General features: G+C 33.4%; 21 protein-coding genes and 1 tRNA gene. 13 read left to right on the top strand and 9 right to left on the bottom strand.

From position 1 onward, the window contains the following. The first annotated feature begins 42 nt into the window (after positions 1 to 42). Positions 43 to 1698, top strand: a complete 1656-nt coding sequence (locus tag phytr_RS00850; protein ID WP_106874005.1) for a PHA/PHB synthase family protein — start codon at positions 43 to 45, stop codon at positions 1696 to 1698. Between the two features lie 100 nt (positions 1699 to 1798). On the opposite strand, the gene phytr_RS00845 is transcribed toward phytr_RS00850, so the two are convergent. Then, positions 1799 to 2311, bottom strand: a complete 513-nt coding sequence (locus phytr_RS00845) for a hypothetical protein (RefSeq protein ID WP_106874004.1) — start codon at positions 2309 to 2311, stop codon at positions 1799 to 1801. 764 nt (positions 2312 to 3075) lie between these two features. Here phytr_RS00845 and phytr_RS00840 point away from each other — a divergent pair. From phytr_RS00840 to phytr_RS00800, 9 genes are all read left to right on the top strand, one after another. Next, positions 3076 to 3828 (top strand): winged helix-turn-helix domain-containing protein, encoded by a 753-nt coding sequence (locus tag phytr_RS00840; RefSeq protein WP_106874003.1) that lies wholly within the window; start codon positions 3076 to 3078, stop codon positions 3826 to 3828. Between the two features lie 137 nt (positions 3829 to 3965). After that, positions 3966 to 4040, top strand: a tRNA-Gln gene (locus phytr_RS00835). Between the two features lie 19 nt (positions 4041 to 4059). Further along, entirely contained in the window at positions 4060 to 4905 is an 846-nt protein-coding gene (locus phytr_RS00830; protein WP_158706814.1) for a DsbA family protein, read from the top strand. A gap of 1 nt (position 4906) precedes the next feature. Continuing rightward, a complete protein-coding gene (locus phytr_RS00825; protein ID WP_106874001.1) occupies positions 4907 to 5596 on the top strand; it encodes an alpha/beta hydrolase in 690 nt (229 codons plus the stop codon). A gap of 18 nt (positions 5597 to 5614) precedes the next feature. Further along, positions 5615 to 6412 carry an enoyl-ACP reductase FabI gene (locus phytr_RS00820; protein ID WP_106874000.1) on the top strand — a complete coding sequence of 266 codons (798 nt, stop codon included), beginning with the start codon at positions 5615 to 5617 and terminating at the stop codon, positions 6410 to 6412. 184 nt (positions 6413 to 6596) lie between these two features. After that, positions 6597 to 7706, top strand: coding sequence for an ankyrin repeat domain-containing protein (locus phytr_RS00815; protein ID WP_106873999.1), 1110 nt, complete (start codon positions 6597 to 6599; stop codon positions 7704 to 7706). 125 nt (positions 7707 to 7831) lie between these two features. Then, complete coding sequence (locus phytr_RS00810; protein ID WP_158706813.1) at positions 7832 to 8839, top strand: hypothetical protein; 1008 nt, start codon at positions 7832 to 7834, stop codon at positions 8837 to 8839. A gap of 170 nt (positions 8840 to 9009) precedes the next feature. Then, complete coding sequence (locus tag phytr_RS00805; protein ID WP_106873997.1) at positions 9010 to 10992, top strand: ankyrin repeat domain-containing protein; 1983 nt, start codon at positions 9010 to 9012, stop codon at positions 10990 to 10992. A 178-nt stretch (positions 10993 to 11170) separates the two neighbouring features. Next, positions 11171 to 11512: a hypothetical protein gene (locus phytr_RS00800; RefSeq protein WP_106873996.1), complete on the top strand. Its 342-nt coding sequence runs from the start codon at positions 11171 to 11173 to the stop codon at positions 11510 to 11512. A gap of 9 nt (positions 11513 to 11521) precedes the next feature. Here phytr_RS00800 and mdh read toward each other — a convergent pair whose 3' ends face one another. After that, the gene (gene mdh, locus phytr_RS00795) at positions 11522 to 12457 is read right to left on the bottom strand and encodes a malate dehydrogenase (RefSeq protein ID WP_106873995.1); all 936 of its coding nucleotides are present in this window, start codon (positions 12455 to 12457) and stop codon (positions 11522 to 11524) included. Between the two features lie 4 nt (positions 12458 to 12461). Further along, positions 12462 to 13835, bottom strand: a complete 1374-nt coding sequence (gene rho, locus phytr_RS00790; protein WP_106873994.1) for a transcription termination factor Rho — start codon at positions 13833 to 13835, stop codon at positions 12462 to 12464. 305 nt (positions 13836 to 14140) lie between these two features. Between rho and phytr_RS00785 the strand changes: the two genes are divergently transcribed. Further along, positions 14141 to 14509 carry a hypothetical protein gene (locus tag phytr_RS00785; RefSeq protein ID WP_106873993.1) on the top strand — a complete coding sequence of 123 codons (369 nt, stop codon included), beginning with the start codon at positions 14141 to 14143 and terminating at the stop codon, positions 14507 to 14509. Positions 14510 to 15042: 533 nt separating this feature from the next. Continuing rightward, positions 15043 to 15327, top strand: a complete 285-nt coding sequence (locus phytr_RS00780; RefSeq protein WP_106873992.1) for a hypothetical protein — start codon at positions 15043 to 15045, stop codon at positions 15325 to 15327. A 17-nt stretch (positions 15328 to 15344) separates the two neighbouring features. On the opposite strand, the gene phytr_RS00775 is transcribed toward phytr_RS00780, so the two are convergent. From phytr_RS00775 to phytr_RS00760, 4 genes are read right to left on the bottom strand one after another with little or no spacing between them, the layout of a single operon-like run. Next, positions 15345 to 15791, bottom strand: coding sequence for a type II toxin-antitoxin system RatA family toxin (locus phytr_RS00775; RefSeq protein WP_106873991.1), 447 nt, complete (start codon positions 15789 to 15791; stop codon positions 15345 to 15347). Continuing rightward, positions 15785 to 16669: a lipoyl synthase gene (gene lipA / locus phytr_RS00770; RefSeq protein WP_106873990.1), complete on the bottom strand. Its 885-nt coding sequence runs from the start codon at positions 16667 to 16669 to the stop codon at positions 15785 to 15787. Before lipA ends, phytr_RS00775 begins: the two co-directional genes overlap by 7 nt. Beyond that, complete coding sequence (locus phytr_RS00765; RefSeq protein WP_106873989.1) at positions 16670 to 17281, bottom strand: hypothetical protein; 612 nt, start codon at positions 17279 to 17281, stop codon at positions 16670 to 16672. It abuts the gene before it with no gap. Positions 17282 to 17287: 6 nt separating this feature from the next. Next, positions 17288 to 19741: a valine--tRNA ligase gene (locus phytr_RS00760; protein WP_106873988.1), complete on the bottom strand. Its 2454-nt coding sequence runs from the start codon at positions 19739 to 19741 to the stop codon at positions 17288 to 17290. A gap of 96 nt (positions 19742 to 19837) precedes the next feature. On the opposite strand from phytr_RS00760, the gene phytr_RS00755 reads away from it, so the two are divergent. Next, a complete protein-coding gene (locus phytr_RS00755) occupies positions 19838 to 22165 on the top strand; it encodes an NAD-glutamate dehydrogenase domain-containing protein (protein ID WP_106873987.1) in 2328 nt (775 codons plus the stop codon). Here phytr_RS00755 and phytr_RS00750 read toward each other — a convergent pair. Further along, positions 22162 to 23325 (bottom strand): ankyrin repeat domain-containing protein, encoded by a 1164-nt coding sequence (locus phytr_RS00750; protein ID WP_106873986.1) that lies wholly within the window; start codon positions 23323 to 23325, stop codon positions 22162 to 22164. The genes phytr_RS00755 and phytr_RS00750 overlap by 4 nt on opposite strands. Before the next feature lie 62 nt (positions 23326 to 23387). Continuing rightward, a complete protein-coding gene (locus tag phytr_RS00745) occupies positions 23388 to 24065 on the bottom strand; it encodes a metal ABC transporter ATP-binding protein (RefSeq protein ID WP_106873985.1) in 678 nt (225 codons plus the stop codon). Position 24066: the final 1 nt, after the last annotated feature.

Here is a 24066-nt window from a genome sequence, read left to right as displayed (position 1 = left end):
TAGGCGTATTATCGCTATGTATCTACTTATAGGAGATAAAATATGCAAAATATCAATCAAAATTTTACTTATTTCAATAATATAGCTCAAGAATATCATAAAGCCCTATACAAAAATATAGCCGAGAATCCTCTAATGCAGATGGCGCCAGTGTTTAATAAGCTATTTTTTGATATTCTAAATAAAACTCTACCACAAATACTTAAAGACCCAGTTAAGATCCATAATAAAACTTTGTCTTACCAACTCAAGATAATTCAAGCAAGTACCGCATCATTAAATACCAATGAACTTATAAAGGTATTACACAAGGAACTATTAAATTATTATTTAGAATTAGTAGAAGATACTCAGATTGAAGATAAAGATCGAGGATACTTCACTTTCTGGATTAAACAATTCTTTAACGCTTGTGATCCAGCAAACTTTATTCTATTTAACGACAAATCCTTAAATAAATGTATAGATTCTAAGTTAGAGAATATCTTTAAAGGCATAGCAAATTTTCAAGACGAATGGCTACATTCAAGTAAGGGATACTTCATGCTTCCTACTGTAGATCCTAAACCTTTCAAATTAGGCAAGAACATTGCATCAACAGAAGGTAAAGTGATATATAAAAACTCTATTATTGAACTAATCTGCTATAAACCAAAAAAAGACGTATACTCAATACCTATTTTAATTGTCCCTCCATGCATTAATAAATTTTATGTACTTGATCTATCCGAGTCTAATTCATTTGTAAAATGGCTTGTAGATAATAATTTTCAGGTATTTATCTTATCGTGGGTCAATCCTAAATCATCTGAGCAAAACTTTACATTTGAGGAATATATAAAACAAGGTATCTTAGAGCCTACAAGATACATCTTAGAAGAATTTGGATATAAAAAACTTAATGCAATTGGATATTGCATAGGAGGCACAATGCTTGGCACGTTACTTGGTTATTGCGTAAAACGTAATATCAACATTTTTAATTCTGCCACTTTTTTTAATACCCTATTAGATTTTAGTGATTTAGGAGATTTATCGGTCTTTATACGTCAAGAAACAATAGAGCAATTTAAAAAATTAGGCCACAAAGCTGGATATTTTGATGGAAGTCTTTTATATAACTTTTTCAACCTACTTAAATCCAAAGAGATGATTTGGTCCACCTACATTAATCATTATTTGCAAGGAAATGACTCCAAAGCTTTTGACATACTTTATTGGAATGCAGATTACGTTAATATGCCACTGAAGATGTTTGAGTTTTATTTAGAAAAAATGTGCTTAGAAAACTTACTTTCTACCCCAAATCAGATATCAGTTTTAAACACCAGAATTGACCTAAGCAAAATAAGTATTCCATCTTTTTTTGTTGCTTCTAAAAACGACCACATCGTTCCTTGGAAACAAAGTTACAAAAGTATGAACTGTTTAGATGGAGATAAAACCTTTTGTTTAACAGACTCAGGGCATGTTGCAGGTATTTTAAATCCTCCACATCTTAATAAATACAACCATTGGCTAGGCAAAACTCAAGAATGCAGTCTGGCATGGCTTGATTCTGCTAAACAATTTCAAGGCTCTTGGTGGAATACATACGTTGATTGGCTAAAACAATACAGCGGCGAATTAACTAAACCATTAAAATATAAAGATATCCCATCTATTGGAAAAGCACCTGGAGAATTTTGCAAGTCTTAAGAAACTATGCGTTGACTAAGTATTAATAATTACAACTTAATCACCGTTTATGAAATTTATTTTTGAAATTTTTTAGATTTAGATACTTATAAAATAATGTCTAATAGCAAATTGCTCCATTTGAATTTCCAGCAAAACCCAAAGCGGCTTTTATAATATCCAAGGTAGACTCTTTCATACAGACTTTAGAATCAAATTTAAAAATTATTACATTTTCACCAGCCCTGGTAAAAAGTAAGCTAGCATTTTCGATATCTAATACCTGATTATTAAAACCATCTTCTAAAATATGGAGGCAATTTGCAATGATATAATTTTTCAAATCTCCTTCTCCATCAAGAAAGTTAAAATCTTTGGTTAAAGAATTATATATAACTATTGATGACGCCTTAGTATATCCTTTCAACAAACTTACCAACTTATTTAGATCGCTATTGGCAAGATTCATTATTTTCACAAACAGCTGCATATCCAACTGCTGGTTCCATAATTGCTGATCTTTTTGCCTTACAATATCTTGCAACTTAAAAATCTGCATTACAGCATAAACGTTAATAGTAATGATACAAAACACTGTAAGTATAACCATAGGTTCATTTAATAAATAATTCATATATTAAAAGTATAGTATCAGATAAATTATTGGTTTACAAACTATTTTTTTAAAAACTTTAAGTATATTTTTTTGCCATATAAAAGTAACATGCTCTATACTTAAACTTATTTATATAACTAAATCTTACATCTTGCAGTATTATCAAAGTCCCGCAAATTAATTATAGGTTAAATTGCTTTACAATTCAGGTATTCAGAGATTCTAATAATTCTGTTCCAGCGATTATATACTTAAAAACTTATAATTGACAAGAACTATTTCACAATCATAATAAAATATGCAGTTATACATAAAATGTTAACCGCATAATTTTATTGAAAGAATTTGTGACAATTAGATTTAGACAGAAAGACTTTCAATCGGATGTTAATTAGTGTATTATTAGTTTGACAAGTTGGAATACAAATTTTATTTTTTATTTAAAAGTGTTTTAAAGTTTTTATTCATTATTACGCTAGCGTTATATTACACTCTTAAACCTCTTAAATAAGGGTAAAAAGTAAGGTCAACTATTTTTAGTATGGTGTTCAAGGTAGCAAAATGTATCATTTAGTATTATAAATTTTGGTTATTTTAAATTTAATTTTGTTCAAAATATTATAATTACGTTACCTGAGATCATAATGTACTGAAATTGGAAAATAATTTTGATTTAAATATTGATTTGTATAGTAGAATTATTTATGATGAAATTAATTATTAACTAAATCAAACTATAATTAAGTAATAAGAAATAAAATTTTAATAAAGTAGGTTTGTTTATGAGCGACATGATAGATAAGATGCCACCCAAGGTTCTTTTGATCGATAGTGATGTAGAATCCATGGATTTCGTGGCAAATGCAATTGAGAGATATTGGTTCAATGTTATTAGGACCACAAGCAGTGACATGGGAATAAGGAATTTAGCCCTCCACCGTCCGCATTTAGGAGTTTTAAGTTCAAGGTTAGATAAAGAGAATTTTGACGATCACGATAATAATAAAAAATCATTGTACAAATTAGTATCTGACATCAGAGCTGTTGAAGGATACAAGAGTATGCCTTTAATTCTGATGTTAGATGATGAAAAAGATAAGGAATTTTTTAAGGATTTAGATAATGGCTTAATTGAATTCTTAGAAAGACCTATAGTACATAGCGAATTAATGAGAAATATTAAGGAGCTTTTAAGAAAATCTCAACCTGTATTGTGTGATAGATTTTTAAAACACAAAGACGTTACAGTAGATTTAGGTAGCTACAAAGTTTTTAGACAAGGTCAGTTAGTGCGCCTTGGCCCTACAGAATTCAAAATTTTAGAGCTTTTAATCCAAGATCCTAAATGCATATTTTCAAGACAACAAATCGTGGATTATGTCTGGGGCATGGATTGTTCAAGAATCGACTTAAGGACCGTAGATGTTCACATGAATAGACTTAGATCTGCCTTAAAAAAGATATCAAATATGCCCGTTATCCAAACTATCAGATCAATTGGATATTGCCTCAGTCTACCTGGCGATCCAATGTAAATTTAATTTTAATACTAACGCTTTGAGCGCAAAGCGTTAGTGCTTTTTCAACAAAATTCTATCTCAAAAAATAAGCACTATTGACAAAAGTCAGTTAGTATGAAAATATAAGTTATTGTTTATAACTTATTATAATTTGGGGCGTCGCCAAGCGGTAAGGCATCGGTTTTTGGAGCCGACATGCGTTGGTTCGAATCCAGCCGCCCCAGCCAATTTACATTTCATATCTTTATGTCAGAAAAGAACAATAAACACGCAGTTAAGTTCATTATTGCAACTGCAATCTTAGTCATAGCCTTTTTAGGATATAGAACAATCTCTAAACCCTTAAATGAACTACCCAAAACAAGTGTTATTGCAGTTGAAAACACTAATGACAACAAACTCCAAACCTTAGCAGAACAAGAAAAAAAGGAAGAATTCAAACAAGATGTAGAAAAAATAGTAAAACAGTATATTGCTGATAATCCCGAAATAATTATATCAACATTAGAATCATTCCAAAAGAAAAGATACGAAGAACATAAGTTTAACATAGCATCTAAGGTTAAAGAAAAACTTTCAGAATTAAGTGACCCTAATGTGTTTCCAGTTTATCGCACACAAAATATAGATTTAAAAATATTTGCGTTTCTTGACTATAACTGCATATACTGCAAAAAGCTGAATGGTTCATTAAAAGAAGTTTTAAACAATAACCCCAAGTTATCACTAGTATATAACCTTTACCCTGTGCTAGGTGAAGGATCAGTTTACGTCACAAAATTAATGATAGCTGTAAATAAGTTAGCTCCAGAGCGCTTCAAAGACATCCATGATGATATAATGGAACTTAAATCAGTCAACAGGCAAGGAATTAGTGATGTTCTAACCTCTCACGGACTTCAAATTCAAGATATAGAAAAAGAATCCAGCAAAGACTATGTATCATCATACTTATCTAAAGTATCTGAACTTGCTAAATATCTTGAAGTATCAGGCGTGCCAATTATAGTAGTAGGAGACCAAATTCTTCCAGGATTTGTAGAATCAGAGGTATTACAAGATTTAATTAAGGAACAACTTAATAAAAAATAACATGGAAGTTTTCTTTAATAGCTCAGCTGGTAGAATTCAAGGAGAATATCATTGTTCTCCTCAAGAAGATAAGCCTGTAGCTTTAATACTCCATTCTCATCCCGAGGGCAGTATGAACGATGCCGTAGTTTGCAAGATGTATAAAAATTTTGTATCAAATGGCTTCTCTGTACTCAAAATTAATTTTCGAGGAATTGATAAATCTCAAGGGCGTTTTGACCAAGGTATAGGAGAATTAGTCGATGCATCCACCGCCTTAGACTGGTTAGAAGAAAAACATGGAATCAACACGTCATATTGGGTTGCAGGATTTGCATTTGGTGCACGAATTGGAATGGAATTAACGATGCGCAGACCTGAAGTTATGCATTTTATCGTAGCCTCACCTCCCGTTAATAAGCATGATTTTTCTTTCCTATCACCTTGCCCAGTATCAGGTTTGGTACTGCAAGGAGATTTAAACAGCGTTGTCCCAAGAGATGCAGTACTAGACTTCGTGAATAAAACACCAAAACGCCAAGGTGTAGAAATCACTTGCCGAATTATTGAAGGCGCTGATCATTTGTTTAGGAATAGATTAGATCAATTAGGACAAACTTTAGACGATTATATACAGAAGATTTTAAACAATCAGCCAGTAGGCAACGAAGCGGAGGTTATCAAAAAATCAAAAGTAGTATTATTAGATTAACTTAACGAGGCTAAATTTATGTTATTTCAGAATAAAAAAGGTATTATCTTAGGAGTTGCAACTACCAGTTCTATTGCATATTCTATTGCAAAGCTTTTAAGAGAACATGGGGCTGATTTAATTTTAACTTATCCAAATGATTCGATAAAAAGAAGGCTAGATCCTATAGCTCAAGAATTAGGTGCTATAGATACTTTTCAATGCAACGTATCAGAGCCTGAAGCCATAGCTAATTTAGCCGCAAATATTCAAAATAAAGGCCATAAACTAGACTTTTTAGTACACTCAATTGCCTTCTCTAACAAAGATGAATTAAAAGGTCGTTTTGTAGATACTTCTTTAGAGAACTTTCTTAATACAATGAACGTATCTTGCTATTCATTCATCAGTTTATGCAAACACTTCGAAAAATTATTAAATCCTGGAGCAAGCGTTCTGACTTTAAGTTACTATGGCGCGGTTAAGGTTATACCAAATTACAACGTAATGGGTGTTGCTAAAGCAGGGCTTGAGTCTAGCGTACGATACCTAAGTAATGACCTAGGTCCAAATATTAGAGTTAATGCTATTTCAGCTGGACCGATAAGAACTCCAGCAGCTAGCGCGATAGGAGACTTTGGCAAGATGCTACAATCCCACCAATCAACAGCACCTCTTCAACGAAACGTATCACCTGAAGAAGTTGCTAAATCATCTTTATATCTGTTAAGTGATCTTGCAAGTGGAGTTACAGCAGAGATTCATTATGTTGATGGCGGTTTTAGCTCTATTGGACTTGCTTCAAGACACCCAAGTGAAGAACATAATGCTCTTTAACAACTTAACAGATAAAATATTAAAGTGTATTTCATTATTTCTTTGATATTTTCGTATCTGTATTGTAAAGATAGGTAATGATAGCCAACCAAAAAGTAAAAAAATTTTATAATACTTAATTATCATTGCTATATTAGATATTTGATTTTATAATCAATTTTATAAATTCATTCTCTATATTGTTATGATAAATCAAGATTTGCATGATGCCCTTAAGGAAAATCGTATCGACTTAATAACACAAATACTTCAAGATCAAGGTATCAACACTCAGGATGAAAACGGCAAAACAGTTTTACATCTAGCTGTAAATCTCAGCAATCCCGAAACTTTCGAATTCTTACTACAACAAAGCGCTGATCCAAATATTCAAGATAAGGAAAAAGACACCCCCTTACACTTAGCTGCAATGTCCTTTAATCCAGATAAGGTAGATTTACTTTTAAAGCATGGCGCCAATCCTCATGTCTTGAACCTTGATAGCCATACACCACATCAGTCAGTTAGCACAACAATGCTTGCTTCATATGCCAAAACTACAATAACTGACAGCGATAAAGAAAAAGCCTTTCAGATAATAGATCTACTAGGCCGCGCTAGCGGGCAAGTTCATCCTACACTAGGAATACCAATTCCTCAAATCGATTTTGGAGGAGCTCTATTTAGGCAACTTGGCCTTGATGTAAACGCTTTAGGCCAAGATGGTTGGACTATGTTACAAAGAGCTATCATCAAAAAGGATCTCAATGCAATCAATGAGTTTTTAAAAGATAGAGAAATTGAATTACATAAACCAAGTAAATATGGCTATAAGGCCCTAGATATAGCAATATTAAAAGATGATCCTGAAATATTAGAGGCTCTTTTGCAAAAGATAAATCCCAATGATCCAGCAACTTTGGATGATGAAGGTAGTACACCATTGCACCTGGCCGCAAAATTCTTAAGGCCAAATGCAGTAAAAATACTTTTAAAACATCAAGCAAATATTTTTGCATTAAATAAACAAAGTGCAAAACCTATAGAAGTTACTACTGATAGTATAGAAGGTTTTATTGAACTAACGCAATGGTGGAAGCATGGTCCCTTTCATAATGTTTCTTTAGCGGCTTTCGGTTTTCCTGATAGAGAAGACATAAAACAATGGCTTCAAGAAAAAGAAAGTTCAATATCACAAGATGATATAACTCATTTAAGTGGTCAAGTTGATCTTCTCGGCCTATCTTCCAGTATTTCGGAAGAACACAAAGACCCGGAAGTAAAGAACTTAGGTCAAGAATCTAGTAGCATATAATTAGATATTGTTTTTGAGAGATTGCAACATACTTCAACTTAAGTGGCAAATTACGTATCAACTAAATTGTATATCACTTTCAAATTTATTATATTAATATATAGTAAATTTTTCAGCTTCAAGTTATGCCAAAAATTTGGAATATAATCATTTCGTTAATATTTTTCTGTACCATGAGTTTTGCAGATATCCTAAGTCCAAACACTGGAGAACAGGCCATGATTCAGGACTTAAGACAAACTATTAACGATAACCCATTATTAAAAACAAAAAATATTATAATAGGAGCTGGAGTGGGTGGAGCTAAGGTTTTTCATCAAGTAGTACCCCCCAAGACCTATCATGTACTTCTTACTTGGCAATGGCTTGAAGATATGAAAGATCTTGCATCTGGTACAATTGTAGTCATGCCTGAACATGCGATTGATAAAAATTTTGATATTATTAAAGATAAGGTCAAATTAATTACAATTAAAGGAGTGCTCCACACAAGAGATTTGAAAAGTGTGCAAAAAGAATCAACAACAGGAATTGACCCACTCACCCAACTTATAGTTATGCTCGCTGGAGATACCCAACAATCAGATGGAAGCTGGCTTTTGTATGATGAGGCTATGATAACTGAATTTTTATCACAACTACCAGCACGAGCAAAAATATTGATTCTAAACGGCCCTCGCACAGGTAAACATAGAATAGGAGAGTTAGGAATTGCTGTAGATCAAACTGCACATAACACAACTACTGATTATATTACCCAAATAGCCATGGATACCTCTCAAAAAACATCATGGAAAGTAGTAGATTTTAAATTTGGAACTCCAAGTCTTTGGGGTCCTGCTTTAAAATTTTGTTTAGATCACCCACAAGTTGGGCTAGTAATACCAGGGGAATCAACATCCATGATATCCGAGGCACTTTCTCTTGGGATTAGGCCTATTATATATACCCATGAAGCTATGACGACAATTTCCAGAAAATACGTCGAAAGTCTTGCTCAAGAAAATAAAATTTCTCTATACCCAATTTTCTTCGTACAAGGTAGCTATCAACAACCACCTTTGGAACCACAAGAAAACAAAATTATCCACGAGTTAGAACAAATCACTACAAGTTATAATCCTTTAAATTAAAAGACTATAAAAAATTCTTTCAATAATTTACTATACTTAAATTTATTTTCAAAAAACTTTGAGTGTACTTTACTGATCAGATTGTACGACTTTAAAGATGAAAAATAGCTTATATTTTTGAAATTTTAACCTTATAATAAGAAATAATAATAAACATATATCATAACATTATGACAAACGCTCAAATATTTTCTAATTTAGCAGATACAATACGTAGTAACGATATAGACACTTTTAACGAGCAACTAGAACGATTAAATGATCAAGAATTGCAAGAGATCTTGGACATGAGTCAAGATGGAGATAATCTATTATACATAGCTATCAAGCAAGATAGAATAGATATGGTTAATGCATTACTCCAAAAAGGTATTGATATAGAGGCAAGAAATTACGAAGACTTCACAGCACTTCAACTTGCATCCCAAAAAGGACTTACAAGTATAGTAGAACTGATTATACCGCATGATGATATCAAGAATTATAAGATTTATGAAGAAAAAGATTGTAATTCCAACAACGTACGTCTTAATCCTTTAATTTTAGCCACGCAAGAGAAGCATTATCAAACAATTGAATTATTAATCAACAATAATTTCTACACAAACGAGCTGCATTATTTTGCATCAGAAATAATATGTAATGAAAACTTTGATAAATATAAGGAATTATTGGAATTTTTAAAAGATAAGGGATATAACTTTAAAGCCAAAGATTCCAGAGGTTGGAATGCTTTAATATGTTTTACCGATATTCAAAAATGGAATGAAGAACTATTTAATTTCTTAGTCCAAGACAAAGCATTAAACCTCATAAACGAACCAAATAACAAAGGAGATACTTTTCTATATGAAGCATTCTCATATCGCCTCTTTGAAGACGATGTAACAAATTATAAAAAGCTAATAGATGCAGGTGCTGACTATCGCATAACCAATAATTATGGATGGACAGTTTTGCATTATGTAATATGTATAAGCTCATCTAATGAAGAAATGGATTTTTTATTACCCTATTTTTTTGAAGATACGGATGATTTTAATTTCGTAAGCTATTTTGCACAAGCCCTAGAAGATGGAGCTGACCCTTCATATTTGAGTGATTTCTATTATACTGCGGCCAAATTGTTAGATGTAAATTTAATGAAGCTCTTTATTAATTATGGCAAACCTCCTTATTATTGGGATTCTCAAGAATCCGACGAGATTATAGAATGTCTTTTAGATGAAGATGATGATCCAGGACTTCAAATGATGGCCTTTTTAAATAACAAAGGTTTCCTTTTTCCTAGTAAAGTGATTTTAGAGCATCTAGATGATGTACTAACTATTCTTGAGGAGAACAAACAAAGAGAATTCGAAGACAACGAGGATGAATTAGAAAATCAAGAATTCAAAACCCTAAATACACCTGAAGAGCAGATATTAGGTATTATGAACCTTTTAATAGCCTTAGGGAACGGATTAAACGACGCCGGGGAAGATCAAGAATTAATTAATGACTACAGCGTAGCACTAGAAAAATTAAAAGCTCATATCGACAATTTAGAATTAGAAGAATTAGGAAATGCTTTAAAACAAAAGATAGTCCAAGCACATAAAGAGACCGACCCTAAAAACGCACACAGTAACGTCTTATTTTTTAAAACATTATGTAACTCATATTATGAATTGGCCGATATGATGCTTAATGATGAAGCAGCAGATCTACCTATAAATCTCTCAAATGATGCACAAGAAATATTAGAAAGAATTACGAATTATATAGATGCAGATGCTGTATATCAGATAGCAGAATGTGCATCGTTTGCTTACTTGATGCGTAATGCAAGAAAACATGATCTACAACAAAATAGTCAGGACATTACTGTAACCAGAAGCAAGATATTACCTTGGATAGATAAGGCAACTCAGGGAATTTTAGGCCAAATTTGCAAAGCTCCAGTACTTGAGTTGATTAATGGACTGATAAACCTTTCGATCAAAAAACATGAGACAGATGAGCCAGCTAATAAACGTCTAATGCTTGATCTAGAAGAATCAAGAGGAGCAGTAAGCATGCATCACTCTCAAATTAGTGATGTAATGGAATTTGTGATGCCACCAATTTTAGGCGAGGGTAGTGACGTTGGAGAGCAAGTTAAGACCCTATAAATAAAAGAAATTCAACAGCTACAAATCAGTTCCTGTAGCTTAGGAGATTTTCTAAATATCACATAGTTCTAAAAAAGACACATGTTTTTACTTTTTTATAATGTAGTTAAAAATTAATTGAACAAAAAACGATTAGCATTAAAGAATAAATACATGTAGAACTTACTATTATTCGTATATGTTAAAAGTAAAATATTTCGCAAAATTCAAAACAGGATTTCCAACACTACTTATCATAGGAACTCAAGAAGATTTCTTAAATGCTGGAAATTATTTAGCAGATAGAGAAGAAGTCATGCTAAATGATCCTAAAATTATAAAATATTATGGAGGACAAGCTCTTTCTGAATATCTTTTACGGGTCAAAGAGAAGGAATGTGCAAAATTATCTGACACATTCTTAAAATGTTCAGAAAAAACTGAAGGATATCATGCTTTTGTTACTCTAAGTACATTACCAGATGTAAAAGTACTTATTTCTGTCAATGAGTATGGCGATGAAGTATTGTCTTCAAATTAGAGTTAGTATCTACTTTAAAGCAGATACTAAATTCTTTACTGACTGGATTGAGTAATCAAATAATGATTTTTCTTTATCTGATAGTTTAACCTCTATCACTTTTTCAACTCCTTTATTGCTGATTATCACAGGCACTCCAGCATATAAACCTTCAACACCATATTGACCACTTAAGTAAGCGCAACATGGAAGCAATCTTTTTTGATTAGATAAATAGCTTTCTGCAATCTCTAATGCAGCAACTGCAGGAGCATAAAATGCTGAGCCATTTTTTAATAATGCAACAATTTCTCCTCCACCATTTTTTGTACGTTCAATAATGGCATCTAGTGATTGTTTAGAAATCATATTCATCTCTACTAAACGCTTTAATGAAATACCTGCAACAGTCGAATATTCAATTAGAGGAACCATTGTATCTCCATGGCCTCCTAATACGAAAGTACTAACATCTCTCACTGAAACCTTCAATTCTTGTGCTAAAAAGTAACTAAAGCGTGCTGAGTCAAGTGTACCAGCCATCCCAACAACCTTATGAGCAGGAAGTCCGCTTTCTTTTTGCATCACATAAACCATTGCATCTAAAGGATTTGTAACAACTATCACAAATGCATTAGGGCAGTATTTATAGATATTTTTTGCTACATCTGTTATTACTTTTGCATTTGTATTGAGCAAATCATCCCTGCTCATACCAGGCTTACGAGGAGAACCAGCTGTCACAATCACAACATCTGAAGCAGCAATATCGGCGTAATCATTACTTCCCGTTATCTGATTATCGCTACGCAAAATACTTGTACTTTGCATTATATCCAAGGCCTTACCTTGAGGGACGCCTTCTACGGCATCTATTAAAACAACATCTCCAAGGTTTTTGACCGTGGCGAGGAAAGCTAAGGTTCCTCCTATATTACCACTACCGATAAGTGCAATTTTTTTCATAAAATCAAGAGTTCATAGAGTTAAAAAAGTCCATATTACATTTTGTACTTTTTACTCTATCTAATAAATTCTCTAGTGACTCTACGTTATTCATTTGTTGGGTTATGTGCCTTAGAATCCACATTTTTTTCATTATCTCCCTTGGAACAAGTAATTCATCTTTACGAGTACCAGACTTATTGATATCAATTGCTGGATATATCCTCTTATCAGCTAAAGTTCTTGTTAAAACTATCTCACAGTTACCTGTGCCCTTGAATTCTTCATAAATTACTTCATCCATCCTTGAGCCGGTTTCAACAAGGGCCGATGCGATGATTGTAAGTGACCCACCCTGCTCTACGTTACGAGCTGCCCCAAAAAATCTTTTTGGTCTTTGCAACGCATTTGCATCAACACCACCTGTAAGAACCTTACCAGATGAAGGCATTACAGCATTATATGCCCTTGCAAGCCTTGTAATTGAGTCTAGAAGTATCACAACATCTCTTTTTTGCTCAACTAACCTCTTAGCTTTCTCAATAACAATCTCAGCAAGTTGTACGTGACGGGTAGTTGGCTCATCAAAATTTGAACTCACAACTTCTACATTTTTGTTACCTCGCTTTACTGAACGAACCATATCAGTAAATTCTTCAGGACGCTCATCGATAAGCAATACTATTAGGTACACTTCAGGATGATTTTCGGTAATTGCGTGCGCAATATTTTGGAGCAAAATAGTCTTACCCGTCCTTGGAGGAGCTACAATCAAGGCCCTTTGACCTTTTCCAATAGGTGTAATTAATTCCACTACCCTAGTGCTTAGATCTTGAGTTGGAGTTTTGAATTCCAGATCAAATTTTTCATCCGGGTATAAAGGGGTCAAATCATCAAAAAATACCCTATGATTGCTACTTGCAGGATCTAGATTATTTACTGTATCTATCTTTAATATTGCAAAATATTTATCACCATTTTTAGGGGCCCTAATTGGACCTTCTAAAATATCACCAGTTCTTAAACCAAATCTTCTAATCTGGCTTGGAGAAACATAAATATCGTCCCCTCCGGTTTGATAATTTGCCTCCCCTGACCTTAAAAAGCCAAAACCGTCAGCAAGGACTTCCAAAACTCCTCGACCAATAACTGTGCTACCCTTCTCTATAGCCTTCTTTAAGATAATAAAGATCATCTCTTGACGACTCATTACACCAAAATTTTCTATTCCCAACTCTGATACTTTAGTTTGCAGATCATATAGAGATAGGTTCTTAATATCTTCTAGTTTAAGCAGGGGCTGATCTGGATTTCTTTCAACAGTTTGCTCAACTCTTTTATCTATAACCACTCGAGGTTTTCTCTGAGGACTTACTTCAACGTCTACGTCATTAGCCATAAAAATTTTTTTAGATTAGAAATTAGATTAGTTTTAAATTGTGTTTTTGAATTAGATTAGACATTATGTCTAAATTTTTGACAGGAGTTGCAAATTATTTTTAACTCTCTCTAGCCAATCTAAACTAAGAAACAAATTATGTCAAGAGGGTTGTTTATATCATTGAGGTAACTCGAGCATTAGAAATAAATATTTATAATATGATTGAAATAATATAAACATTTTATTATAATTATAAATAGAGGAAAGGTAATATTACTTTTATCACCCTTAATTACAAAGTATAACCATATGGAAAGCATTATATGACTAAAGAAAATGGCGATATAAGCAAAATGACACGGCAGATTCAGGATTTAAAAAAGCTGAAAGCAATAATAGAAGAAAGTTCGAAAAAAATAGATACAAGCAAGCTTGAACCTATATTGACCGAATGCAACAATACCCTAAATAATATGCCAAAAAGTTTTTTAGATAAAAGGTCCGAAGATGTTGAAGCAATCAAAACTGAACTCATGGATAAACTCAAGATTAAAGGTACTATTCCATCTTCATATGAATTAATTTTTGACACATTAGAAGAAGAAATGTGTTATAGACCAACAGAAAAACTAGCAACAAAAAGCGCCATAATGGGTGAGTTAAATGAGGATATACTGGCATTAGAAGGCTAAGAATTATCAGATTCTCATCTATTTCTTGTAGAGCTTTTTACCCAGAGGGTAAAAAACTCTACAATCTCATTTCATTGTGCTTAGTTAGGAAATCTGAACTTAAATATGACTAACACGATCAAAAATAAAAATCTCTAGTTTTATCGATATATTATAATCATATAATTAATCTTAATTTAAAGGGTTTTTATGAACAGAAAAACAATGAAGATATAGAAAAATACATATCTTTGGCAAAGCACCGATTTAACCCCTATGATAGTCGGCAAACTTTAGTACTAGCCTTAGGAAGAAGGTAACATGAAGACAGAAATATTTTCCAGTGATACGTCAGGAAAAAGCTAAAAATCATCTCTTAGCTACTCATTAAAACAATTCACTAAACTAATGCAACTTGGGTATTGGATAGAAATATTTATAATATGATTGAAATAATATAAATATTTATACTATAATTATAATAGATGAAAAATTATAAGACTTTATTTTTCATCATTCGTATCAGACATAAACTATAATTAAGGAAACATTATATGAGCAAAATAAATAAATATATGGGTCACACAGTCCAAACAGATCAAAACTCACAAATAGGAACAATGATAGCAGAACATTTAAAGAAACCCGAAGATGATATAAACTCAAGGTTAGGAAAAATTAAGAAACACTTTGGACCTGGGAAAGGCGGTTGGTCTCTTGCACTTGAAGGAAATCAACAACTTGACGAACTACCTGTTAAAGAATTAGAAACTCATAATGAAACAATAGTAGAAAAGATTGGTGATATAAATGACCATCTAATCCCAGTGGAAGGCTAAGAATAATCAATTCACAGCTATTTTATCTTGTAGAGTTTTTTTGCCCTCTGGGTAAAAAGCTCTACAATCTCATTACCCACTGTATCTAAAGAAGATACAAGAAACCTTTCAAAAAAACTTAATTTCATCTTTAAGTTAAACTTAAAAATCACGAGACTGCCTTTATCATTTTCTATAAAATCCCAACGACTTATAAAGTAGTTAAAAAACATATGACTAGATTTGATATCAATAGAGTAGTTTGGGGGATTAGAAATAGCACTTATTGTTGATGTATACTTAGCTTTTAAAGATTTAAACTTAATCTCTAAATCGGCAACTAGTTCATTATCACTAACTCGCTGCATAATCTCAGCCTTTTCACACCAAGGTAAAAACTCAGAATAATGCTCTATATCCATTACTAAATCAAACATCTGCTTTGCAGAAAATGGTACTTGTTTTTTATACTCCAAATTTAACATATCCTAGCCTGTCTTGCTTGTTTTAGCTTTTCAAAGTCTTTGCCAGCATGATAAGAGGAGCGTACTAATGGACCTGATGCTACCTGTAAAAACCCTTTGGATCGAGCAATTTTCTCTAAACGTAAAAACTCTTCAGGAGACCAATATTTGGCAACTTTTGCATGCTTTGGAGTAGGCTGTAAATACTGCCCCATTGTTATAAAGTCTACATCTGCAGATCTTAAATCATCCATCACCTGAGCAATTTCAACCTCTTCTTCACCAAGACCTAGCATAATTCCAGATTTAGTAAAAATCGTCGGATCAAGCTTTTTAACCTGCTGCAATAAATTGAGAGAATGGAAATATCTTGCACCAGGACGGATGCTAGTATATAGTCTTGGCACAGTCTCAAGGTTATGGTTATATACATCAGGTCTGGCTTTTACTACAACCTCTATAGCACCATCTTTTCTTAAGAAATCAGGAGTTAGCACTTCAATTGTAGTGTCGGGAGATGTTTGTCTAATTAAAGATATAGTTTGAGCAAAATGATTCGCACCACCATCTTCCAAATCGTCTCGATCTACAGAAGTAATTACGATATGTTTTAATCCTAATCTTTGACAAGCTTTAGCAACATTTTCTGGTTCATGTGGATCAAGTAAATCAGGACGACCCGTTTTAACATTACAAAAGCGACAAGCTCTCGTACAAACAGAGCCAAGTAGCATCACGGTTGCATGCTTTTGGGACCAACATTCACCAATATTAGGACATGCAGCTTCTTGACATACTGTATTTAAGCCTAAACCTTTTATAAGATCGTAAGTATTATTATATTCGCCAGATGCAGGTGCTCTTACTCTTAACCAATCTGGCTTTTGTGTTTGTAACATTTATATAGAACTAATACTGTTAACTTGCCATATATTATCATGGCTAAGCATGCTTTTAGTAAAAGACCATTCTTCTAAAATACCACAAGATAGGTCGAACATTATCTTTATAAAAATCGTATGACCGAACTGATAAATATCAGAAATCTTAGCACTAATAATCTTACTTTCTTTATCAGACAAACTTTTGTGTTGCTCTGGATTTAAATTGCTTAAAAATCTTTTGTCTATCAAATGTTCTAAAACTTCTTGATCATTCTTCTTCAAAGCTTCAATTATCATTCCAGCAGCTTTAGACGCATTATCTATAAACTTCAAAGGCTTAAACGTAGGAAGCTTATTGATTAAAACACATAGTTCATTTATGATCTTAAGCTTGTCATGATAATTACTAGCATGCACTATATCTTTGAACCTTTCAATGCCATCAGCTGTTTTATTTACGGTGATTTGACCGTCAATGTCAAAAACCTCCTCCATAACTCTTTCTCCAAAAAATGATTTAGAGCGAGAGGTTTCACTTTCATCAACCTTCCCAAGCATATCTATCAAAGCAGTTACGAGGACTAAAGCAATTATCGCAAAAATTACTATCTCCCAAAAACTATCCATAAAAGTTTAAAATATTACATTAAATTCGATTAACTTTTCAGGGCTATTAACCAACTCGATTCTCTCAGAAGTAGTTACATTTAGCAAATCATGTATTAGATCTTGAGGTAATTTATTTTTTCTGCTTCGTATTTGTAACAGCTTCACAGGAGCATTCATTGCAAGTTGCCGCTGAGTTTTAGCCTTACGCACCTCCTCTAACAGAGGCAAAATTAAATCTGTATATTCAAGGTACTCTTGCAGAGAAAACTTAAATTTTGGCCAAACATCCTTCTGATGTACGGACCCTTTTAAGCCTAGTATATCAAGATAGATCTCTTCTGTCACATATGGAATAAACGGAGCAAATAAAGCTAATAAATTCCTAAATGCATGATGCAAAGTTAGCACAGCACTCAGCTGACCAGATTTATCTTCCTCGTTATATACACGTCTTTTAATCACCTCAAGATATGTATCACAAAATTCACTCCAAAAGAACTTTTCAATTACATCTTTTGCCCTTGCATAATCATATTCATTCAAAAAATTACTAGCCTTTTGAACTACCTCATTTAATTCAGCAATAAGCCACAAATCACTTGTGGCCCATATCCTTTTAGACTCTAGATCTTCTTCTAAGGTCGAAGTGATAGTATTGTGCTTGGCTATATGTAGCATGCAGAATTTTGCTGCATTCTTCATTTTTGTAATAAGCTTTTTACCTTGCAAGCAGACCTCCTGATTATAACTAGTATCATATCCCAATGAACCAGATGCAGCCCAATATCTTACGGCATCAACATCATGTTGTTTTATAATATTCAACGGATCAATAATATTACCCTTAGACTTAGACATCTTAGTCTTATCTTCAGCTAAACACCAACCACTAATCATAATATTGCCCCAAGGTAATTTTTCCTCATGCAAATATGATTTTAGTATTGTGCCAAATGCCCAAGTTCTGATTATGTCATGTCCTTGAGGACGAAGGTCTGCTGGAAATAAATTCTTATGCCTCCTCTCGTCTATCATATATTCATCAGCTATACCATGACTGTTAATCTGAGGACAAATACAGCTTGTCGCCCAAGTATCCATAATATCTACCTCAGCTATCACTTCATCTGCGCTATATCCCTTAGGAAAAACTTCCATAGGATCTAAAGGCAAATCCTTAATATCAGGCAATATCACCTTACCTTCTTCACCATCGCGTTTTGAGTACCACACAGGAAACGGCACACCAAAAAACCTCTGTCTACTTATACACCAGTCAGCTGAAACGGCATTAATCCAATTTTCCAAGCGATTTTGCATAAATGCAGGCCTCCATTGCAATTTTTTAGATAGCTCAAGCATTTTATCCTTATGCTCAATCGTTTTAATAAACCATTGAGGCATCATTAAAAGTTCAATCGGAGCTTTTGAGCGCTCTGCACATTTAACCGTATGGGTTATAGATACCGACTTAACTTCAACTACTTCTTTTAATATCTCTATTATTTTTTCTCTAGCTTCTACTACTTTTAAGCCTTTAATTTGACCGTAGTAAGCATTTGCCCTTTGGGGATTTTGAGAGCTTGATGCATCAAACTCTATATCATCCATTCGCCCGCGCCTATCAAGAATAATTCTGGTAGCAAGATTGTATTTTTTCCACCATAAAACATCTGTCGTATCACCAAAAGTACAGCACATAACGACTCCTGTACCTTTTTCTGGTAATACGTTTTCATCTGCTATAATCTTAACTTTTGTCTCAAAAAGTGGCGTTATTGCATATTTTCCAACGAAGCTTTTATACCTATGGTCATCCGGATGCACAAATACAGCAACGCATGCTCCTAGCAACTCGGGTCTTGTAGTTGCAATGTAAATATCCCCTCCTCCATCGATTGCAAAAGGCATTTCGTGCATGAAGGAATCTTTATCATTATCATCAAGCTCAGATTGGGCAAGCACAGTTTGATCTACTGGATCCCAGAAAATAGGCTGATTCTTACGATAAACCTGCCCCTTTTTATATAAGTCCAAAAATGACATCTGACTCAGCTTCATAACATGAGGGCTGATTGTCGTATAACTTTGACTCCAATCAAAAGAATACCCCATGGTCTGCATTAAGTCCATAAACTTCACTTCCTCCGTCTTAATCACCTCTCTGCAAATTTGTCTAAACTCCTCGCGACTAAACTGATTTGCCTTAATTTTTCTCTGCTTTTCTACTAAACGCTCTGTTGGGAGACCGTTATCATCAAATCCTATAGGATAAAATACATTCTTACCGCACATTCTCTGGTATCTTGCTATAATATCAGTATGCGTATAACTAAATATATGACCCATGTGCAGAGTTCCTGAAACTGTAGGAGGCGGGGTATCAATCACAAAGTTATTACTCCCTTTTTCATCCCACTTATAAATTTCATTCTCTTCCCAGAATTTTTGGAGACGCTTTTTAATATCTATTTGCATTTTTAAATTGTTTGTTGCTCGCAGTCTAAGAGTATATTAAACTATACTATATTTTGAAAGTACTTTAAATATTCTACTCAATTCATTAATTTTATAATGTTAGTCCAAAACCTTCAACAGACCGGCTCATTTGATTTGAACAATACTATAACTAGCGCAATCGCAAACTATTTGCAGCAGCTAGACTATCACAAAAAATCTGTTACTACCCAAGAGACCTTAGATAAATATCAAGATATTTCGGACAGTCTTATAGATCTATTCGAAGCAAGGTTTAATCCCCAAAATTTAAAATCTCAAGAAACTTTAATCGAAAAAATTAATAACAATATCACTGCTATTAATAATGAAAAAGAAGCTGAGATTCTAAAAAATTGCCTAGAGATTATTTCGGCTACAGTAAGGACTAACGCATATCTAGGAAAAAACTATATTTCTTTCAAGATCAATCCAGGTAAAATTCCGAATGTTCCTAAACCTGTGCCTTATGCTGAAATTTTTGTATTTAGTCAGGATTTTGAAGGCTTACATTTAAGAGCGGGTAAGGTTGCAAGAGGCGGCCTTCGTTGGTCTGATAGATTAGACGACTACAGAACTGAATGTTTAGGTTTAGTGAAGTCTCAACATATCAAAAACGCAGTAATTGTGCCCGTAGGAGCAAAGGGAGTATTTATCATCAAAAATTTGGAGCGCATTAGTCCATTAGATAGAAATGATCACGTTGTGAACTGCTATAAAAACTTTTTAAGAGGAATGCTTGATATTACTGATAACGTCATCAACGGACAAATTATACCCCCAGCAAGCATTGTTGCATATGATGAAGCAGACCCGTATCTTGTGGTTGCCGCAGATAAAGGGACAGCAACATTCTCAAATTACGCAAACCAAGTTGCAACAGAATATAACTTTTGGCTAGAAGATGCTTTTGCATCAGGAGGTACAACTGGATATGATCATAAAGAAATCAGCATCACTTCAAAAGGAGCTTGGATTTCACTACTTGATCACCTCAAAACCTCAAATCTCAAATTAGAAGATGTGACATTCTTAGGAATCGGAGATATGTCAGGGGATGTTTTTGGTAATGGTATGCTTTCGTCGGATAAAATAAACTTAGTTGCAGCATTTGACCATAGACATATCTTTATTGATCCAAATCCGTCTAACCAGCTAGCAAGCTTTGCGGAAAGAAAGCGTTTATTTGATAAGCCCAAATCAGATTGGTCAGATTATAATGCCGAATTAATATCCAAAGGAGGCGGAGTTTTTTCACGTAAGCTGCAAAATATAGAATTATCACCTGAAATACAAGCTCTAATACAGATAAATGAAACATCTCTTACACCAAACGAGCTAATTAGAGCTTTATTAACGTCAAAAGTAGATGTTATTTGGAATGGAGGAATTGGAACATATATCAAGGCTACATTTGAAACAGATGAAGACATAGCGGATCATCAAAATGATGCACTGCGCGTTAATGGCAAAGATGTACAGGCTAAAATAATTGTTGAAGGTGGTAACCTAGGATTATCCCAAAATGGACGTATCGAGTATTCTTTGCGTGGGGGCAAGGTAAACGCTGACTTTATCGATAATGTTGCAGGAGTAAATTGCTCAGATCATGAAGTTAATATCAAAATTTGCTTAGGAGAAGCTATAAAGAAAAATAAGATCTCTTTACCTGAGCGCAACAGCATTATTGCTAATATGGCCCAAGAAGTCGTTGAACATGTCCTTGCAAGCAATTACGATCAAGCACAAAGTATATCCATAGCTGAAAACTCACCTATATTCACTCTCAAACTTTTCAGCAACAATATAGCTTATCTTGAAGGAATAGGATTACTCGATAGAGCAGTTAATAACCTACCTTCACACAATGAACTAAAGAAAAGAGAGAATAGTAATATAAAATTTACAAGACCCGAAATAGCAACCTTACTTTCATACAGCAAAAAGTACGTATATAACAGCTTGCTCGTTTCAAACATACTAGAAGATACGTATTTTAAAGATAACATATTGCCTAACTATTTTCCTACGGCAATGAGAAATAACTTTGCTGAGGAAATTCAGAAGCACCAGTTACACAATGAAATTATTGCGACTATTATCGCTAATAAAATTGTAAATCAGTTAAACGGTGCTTTTATAGTAGATATGATCACTCATTTAAATAAACCTGTGACAGCTATCGTAAAAGCATTCGTTGTTACAAACCAGGTTTTCAAATTAGATGAAACTTGGAATAGCTTTATTCATTCCAATACCAACATTCAATCACAGATTACGCATTGGTCTGAGATTATGAAACGCACCATTAATGCAATTTCTTGGCTAGTGCAAAATACAGATGTGGAGAATAGAAGTATCGATAACTTAATTCAAGACGCAAAAAAAATCGAAGCCGAAGTTTAACCTTCAGCTTCTCCTACAGCTTCTATATCATATTCCCCAGAATCAAGTAGTTCTAGTTCAGATAAGCAAGAAGTTCGCTGTGGATCGAAATAGTCAAGTAGTTCAATAAATAATTCGGGTTTTAAAGAGATAATTTTTTTATACACACCCTTTTCCGTCTCTTCCAAGCCTTCCTGAAAACCTAATTTAAAAAAACCACATTCGATTGATTTTATTTCCAATTGCTTAGCATCTTCTTTAAGCTCTAAGATTTTTGGATTCGTACTTAATAATAACTTATGAACCTCAGATAAAATCGATAAGTAACTTTTATTACGCTCATAAATTTCTAATACTTTATCAGCTTGGAATGATAGTTCCTGAATATCATCGACGGTTTTACAATTCTGCCCTAATACCTTAAAATTAAAATCATTTGACCTAATAAAATGCATTAAGTTGGGTAGCATACTCTCAGCATATTCTTTAATTTCTGGCTCTTTTTGTTCTCTAAGACATGTACTTAGGATATTCAACCCACCAGCTAAATTTTCTAATACGGTGTTTCCACACTTTAAAAATACCTCTGGATCTTTTAATATGTATGAACCTAATGCATAAAATTTTTCATACTCAAACGGCAGTGCTTTCAATCTAAATACGTCTCCTTTACTCAATAGTAACAATACAGCATCTATACCTTGATTATAATGATGGCGTGTGAATACGCCAGAAATATAATAACCATTGGGTATGTACAATTCAAAACCTTTTCTGGCAAGATATCTTGTTACATTTACAGCATTGTTGCTAGCAGCATCTTCTAAACTTACCCTCTTTCCGTAACCTAAATTATGAAAATCTATTTCATCTTGTTGTTCAAACCATTTAACTACTTTTAATTGATCATGAGCAACAGCAACTCCTACAGGACCAGAATTAACCGGTGTGGACTTAAAAGATGGTCTACCCTTTGTTTTTACTAATCTATCTCTACAAGGAATGTAATTAATCGGCCCATCATGTTCTTTGATCAGCTCTAATATTTCTATATTACCTTCTGCAGCAGCGGCATGAGCAGGAGTATTATAATTAATCATAAACCACAAAGATGCTCCCTCTTCTATTAGCCGCTTCGCAGTTGCGGTGTCACCATTTCTGATCGCTTCATGTAAATTCATTTCATGTTACTTAATTTAATATATTTTTATGATAACACTAACTTAGATCAAAGTAATCAAATTTAAGAATGGCTGTGATTATGTGAATGTTTATAAAAGCCTATGCTTTCCAAAACATTATCAGCATAAGGCTTACCGTAACAGCACAAATGTTTGTTAAGACATAAAACGTAGTCTGATTCTTGAACAACAGTATGGAGATCATGCGAAATAATAAATATTGTAATACCAAATTCATTTCTTAGATTTTGAATTAGGGTATACAAATCTTTTTGTCCCATAATATCAAGCTCTTTCGTAGGCTCATCCAGAATGATCAGATTAGCTTTATTCAAAAGACAGGCTGTTAAAAATACTCTTCTAAGCTGTCCACCTGAAAGCTCTGATATATCATGATTTTTAACACTATCTACCTGCGCAAATTTTAATATCTCTGGATCATAATTTTTATGATTTGTCAGCATTTCAATTAAACTTAAAACCTTTACAGGAAGATTTGCGTTAATATTAATTTTTTGAGGCACATAACCTAAAGTAATATCAGGACTTTTGTAAATTGATCCACTTGTGGGTTTTTCGATATCCACCATCAATTTGGATACAGTAGTCTTACCAGCACCATTTGGTCCCACTAAAGTTACAATACTTTTTTCTTCAATCTTAAAACTTATCTTCTCTAATACTAACCTCTTATCGTAGTATTTGGTAACATCTAAAAATTCTATTAACGTTTTATTCAAT

Source organism: Candidatus Phycorickettsia trachydisci (genome assembly GCF_003015145.1).
In the GTDB taxonomy this organism is placed as follows: Bacteria; Pseudomonadota; Alphaproteobacteria; order Rickettsiales; family Rickettsiaceae; genus Phycorickettsia; species Phycorickettsia trachydisci.
The sequence above is the reverse complement of the archived record's forward strand: the minus strand, read 5'-3'. Positions and strand labels throughout refer to the sequence as shown.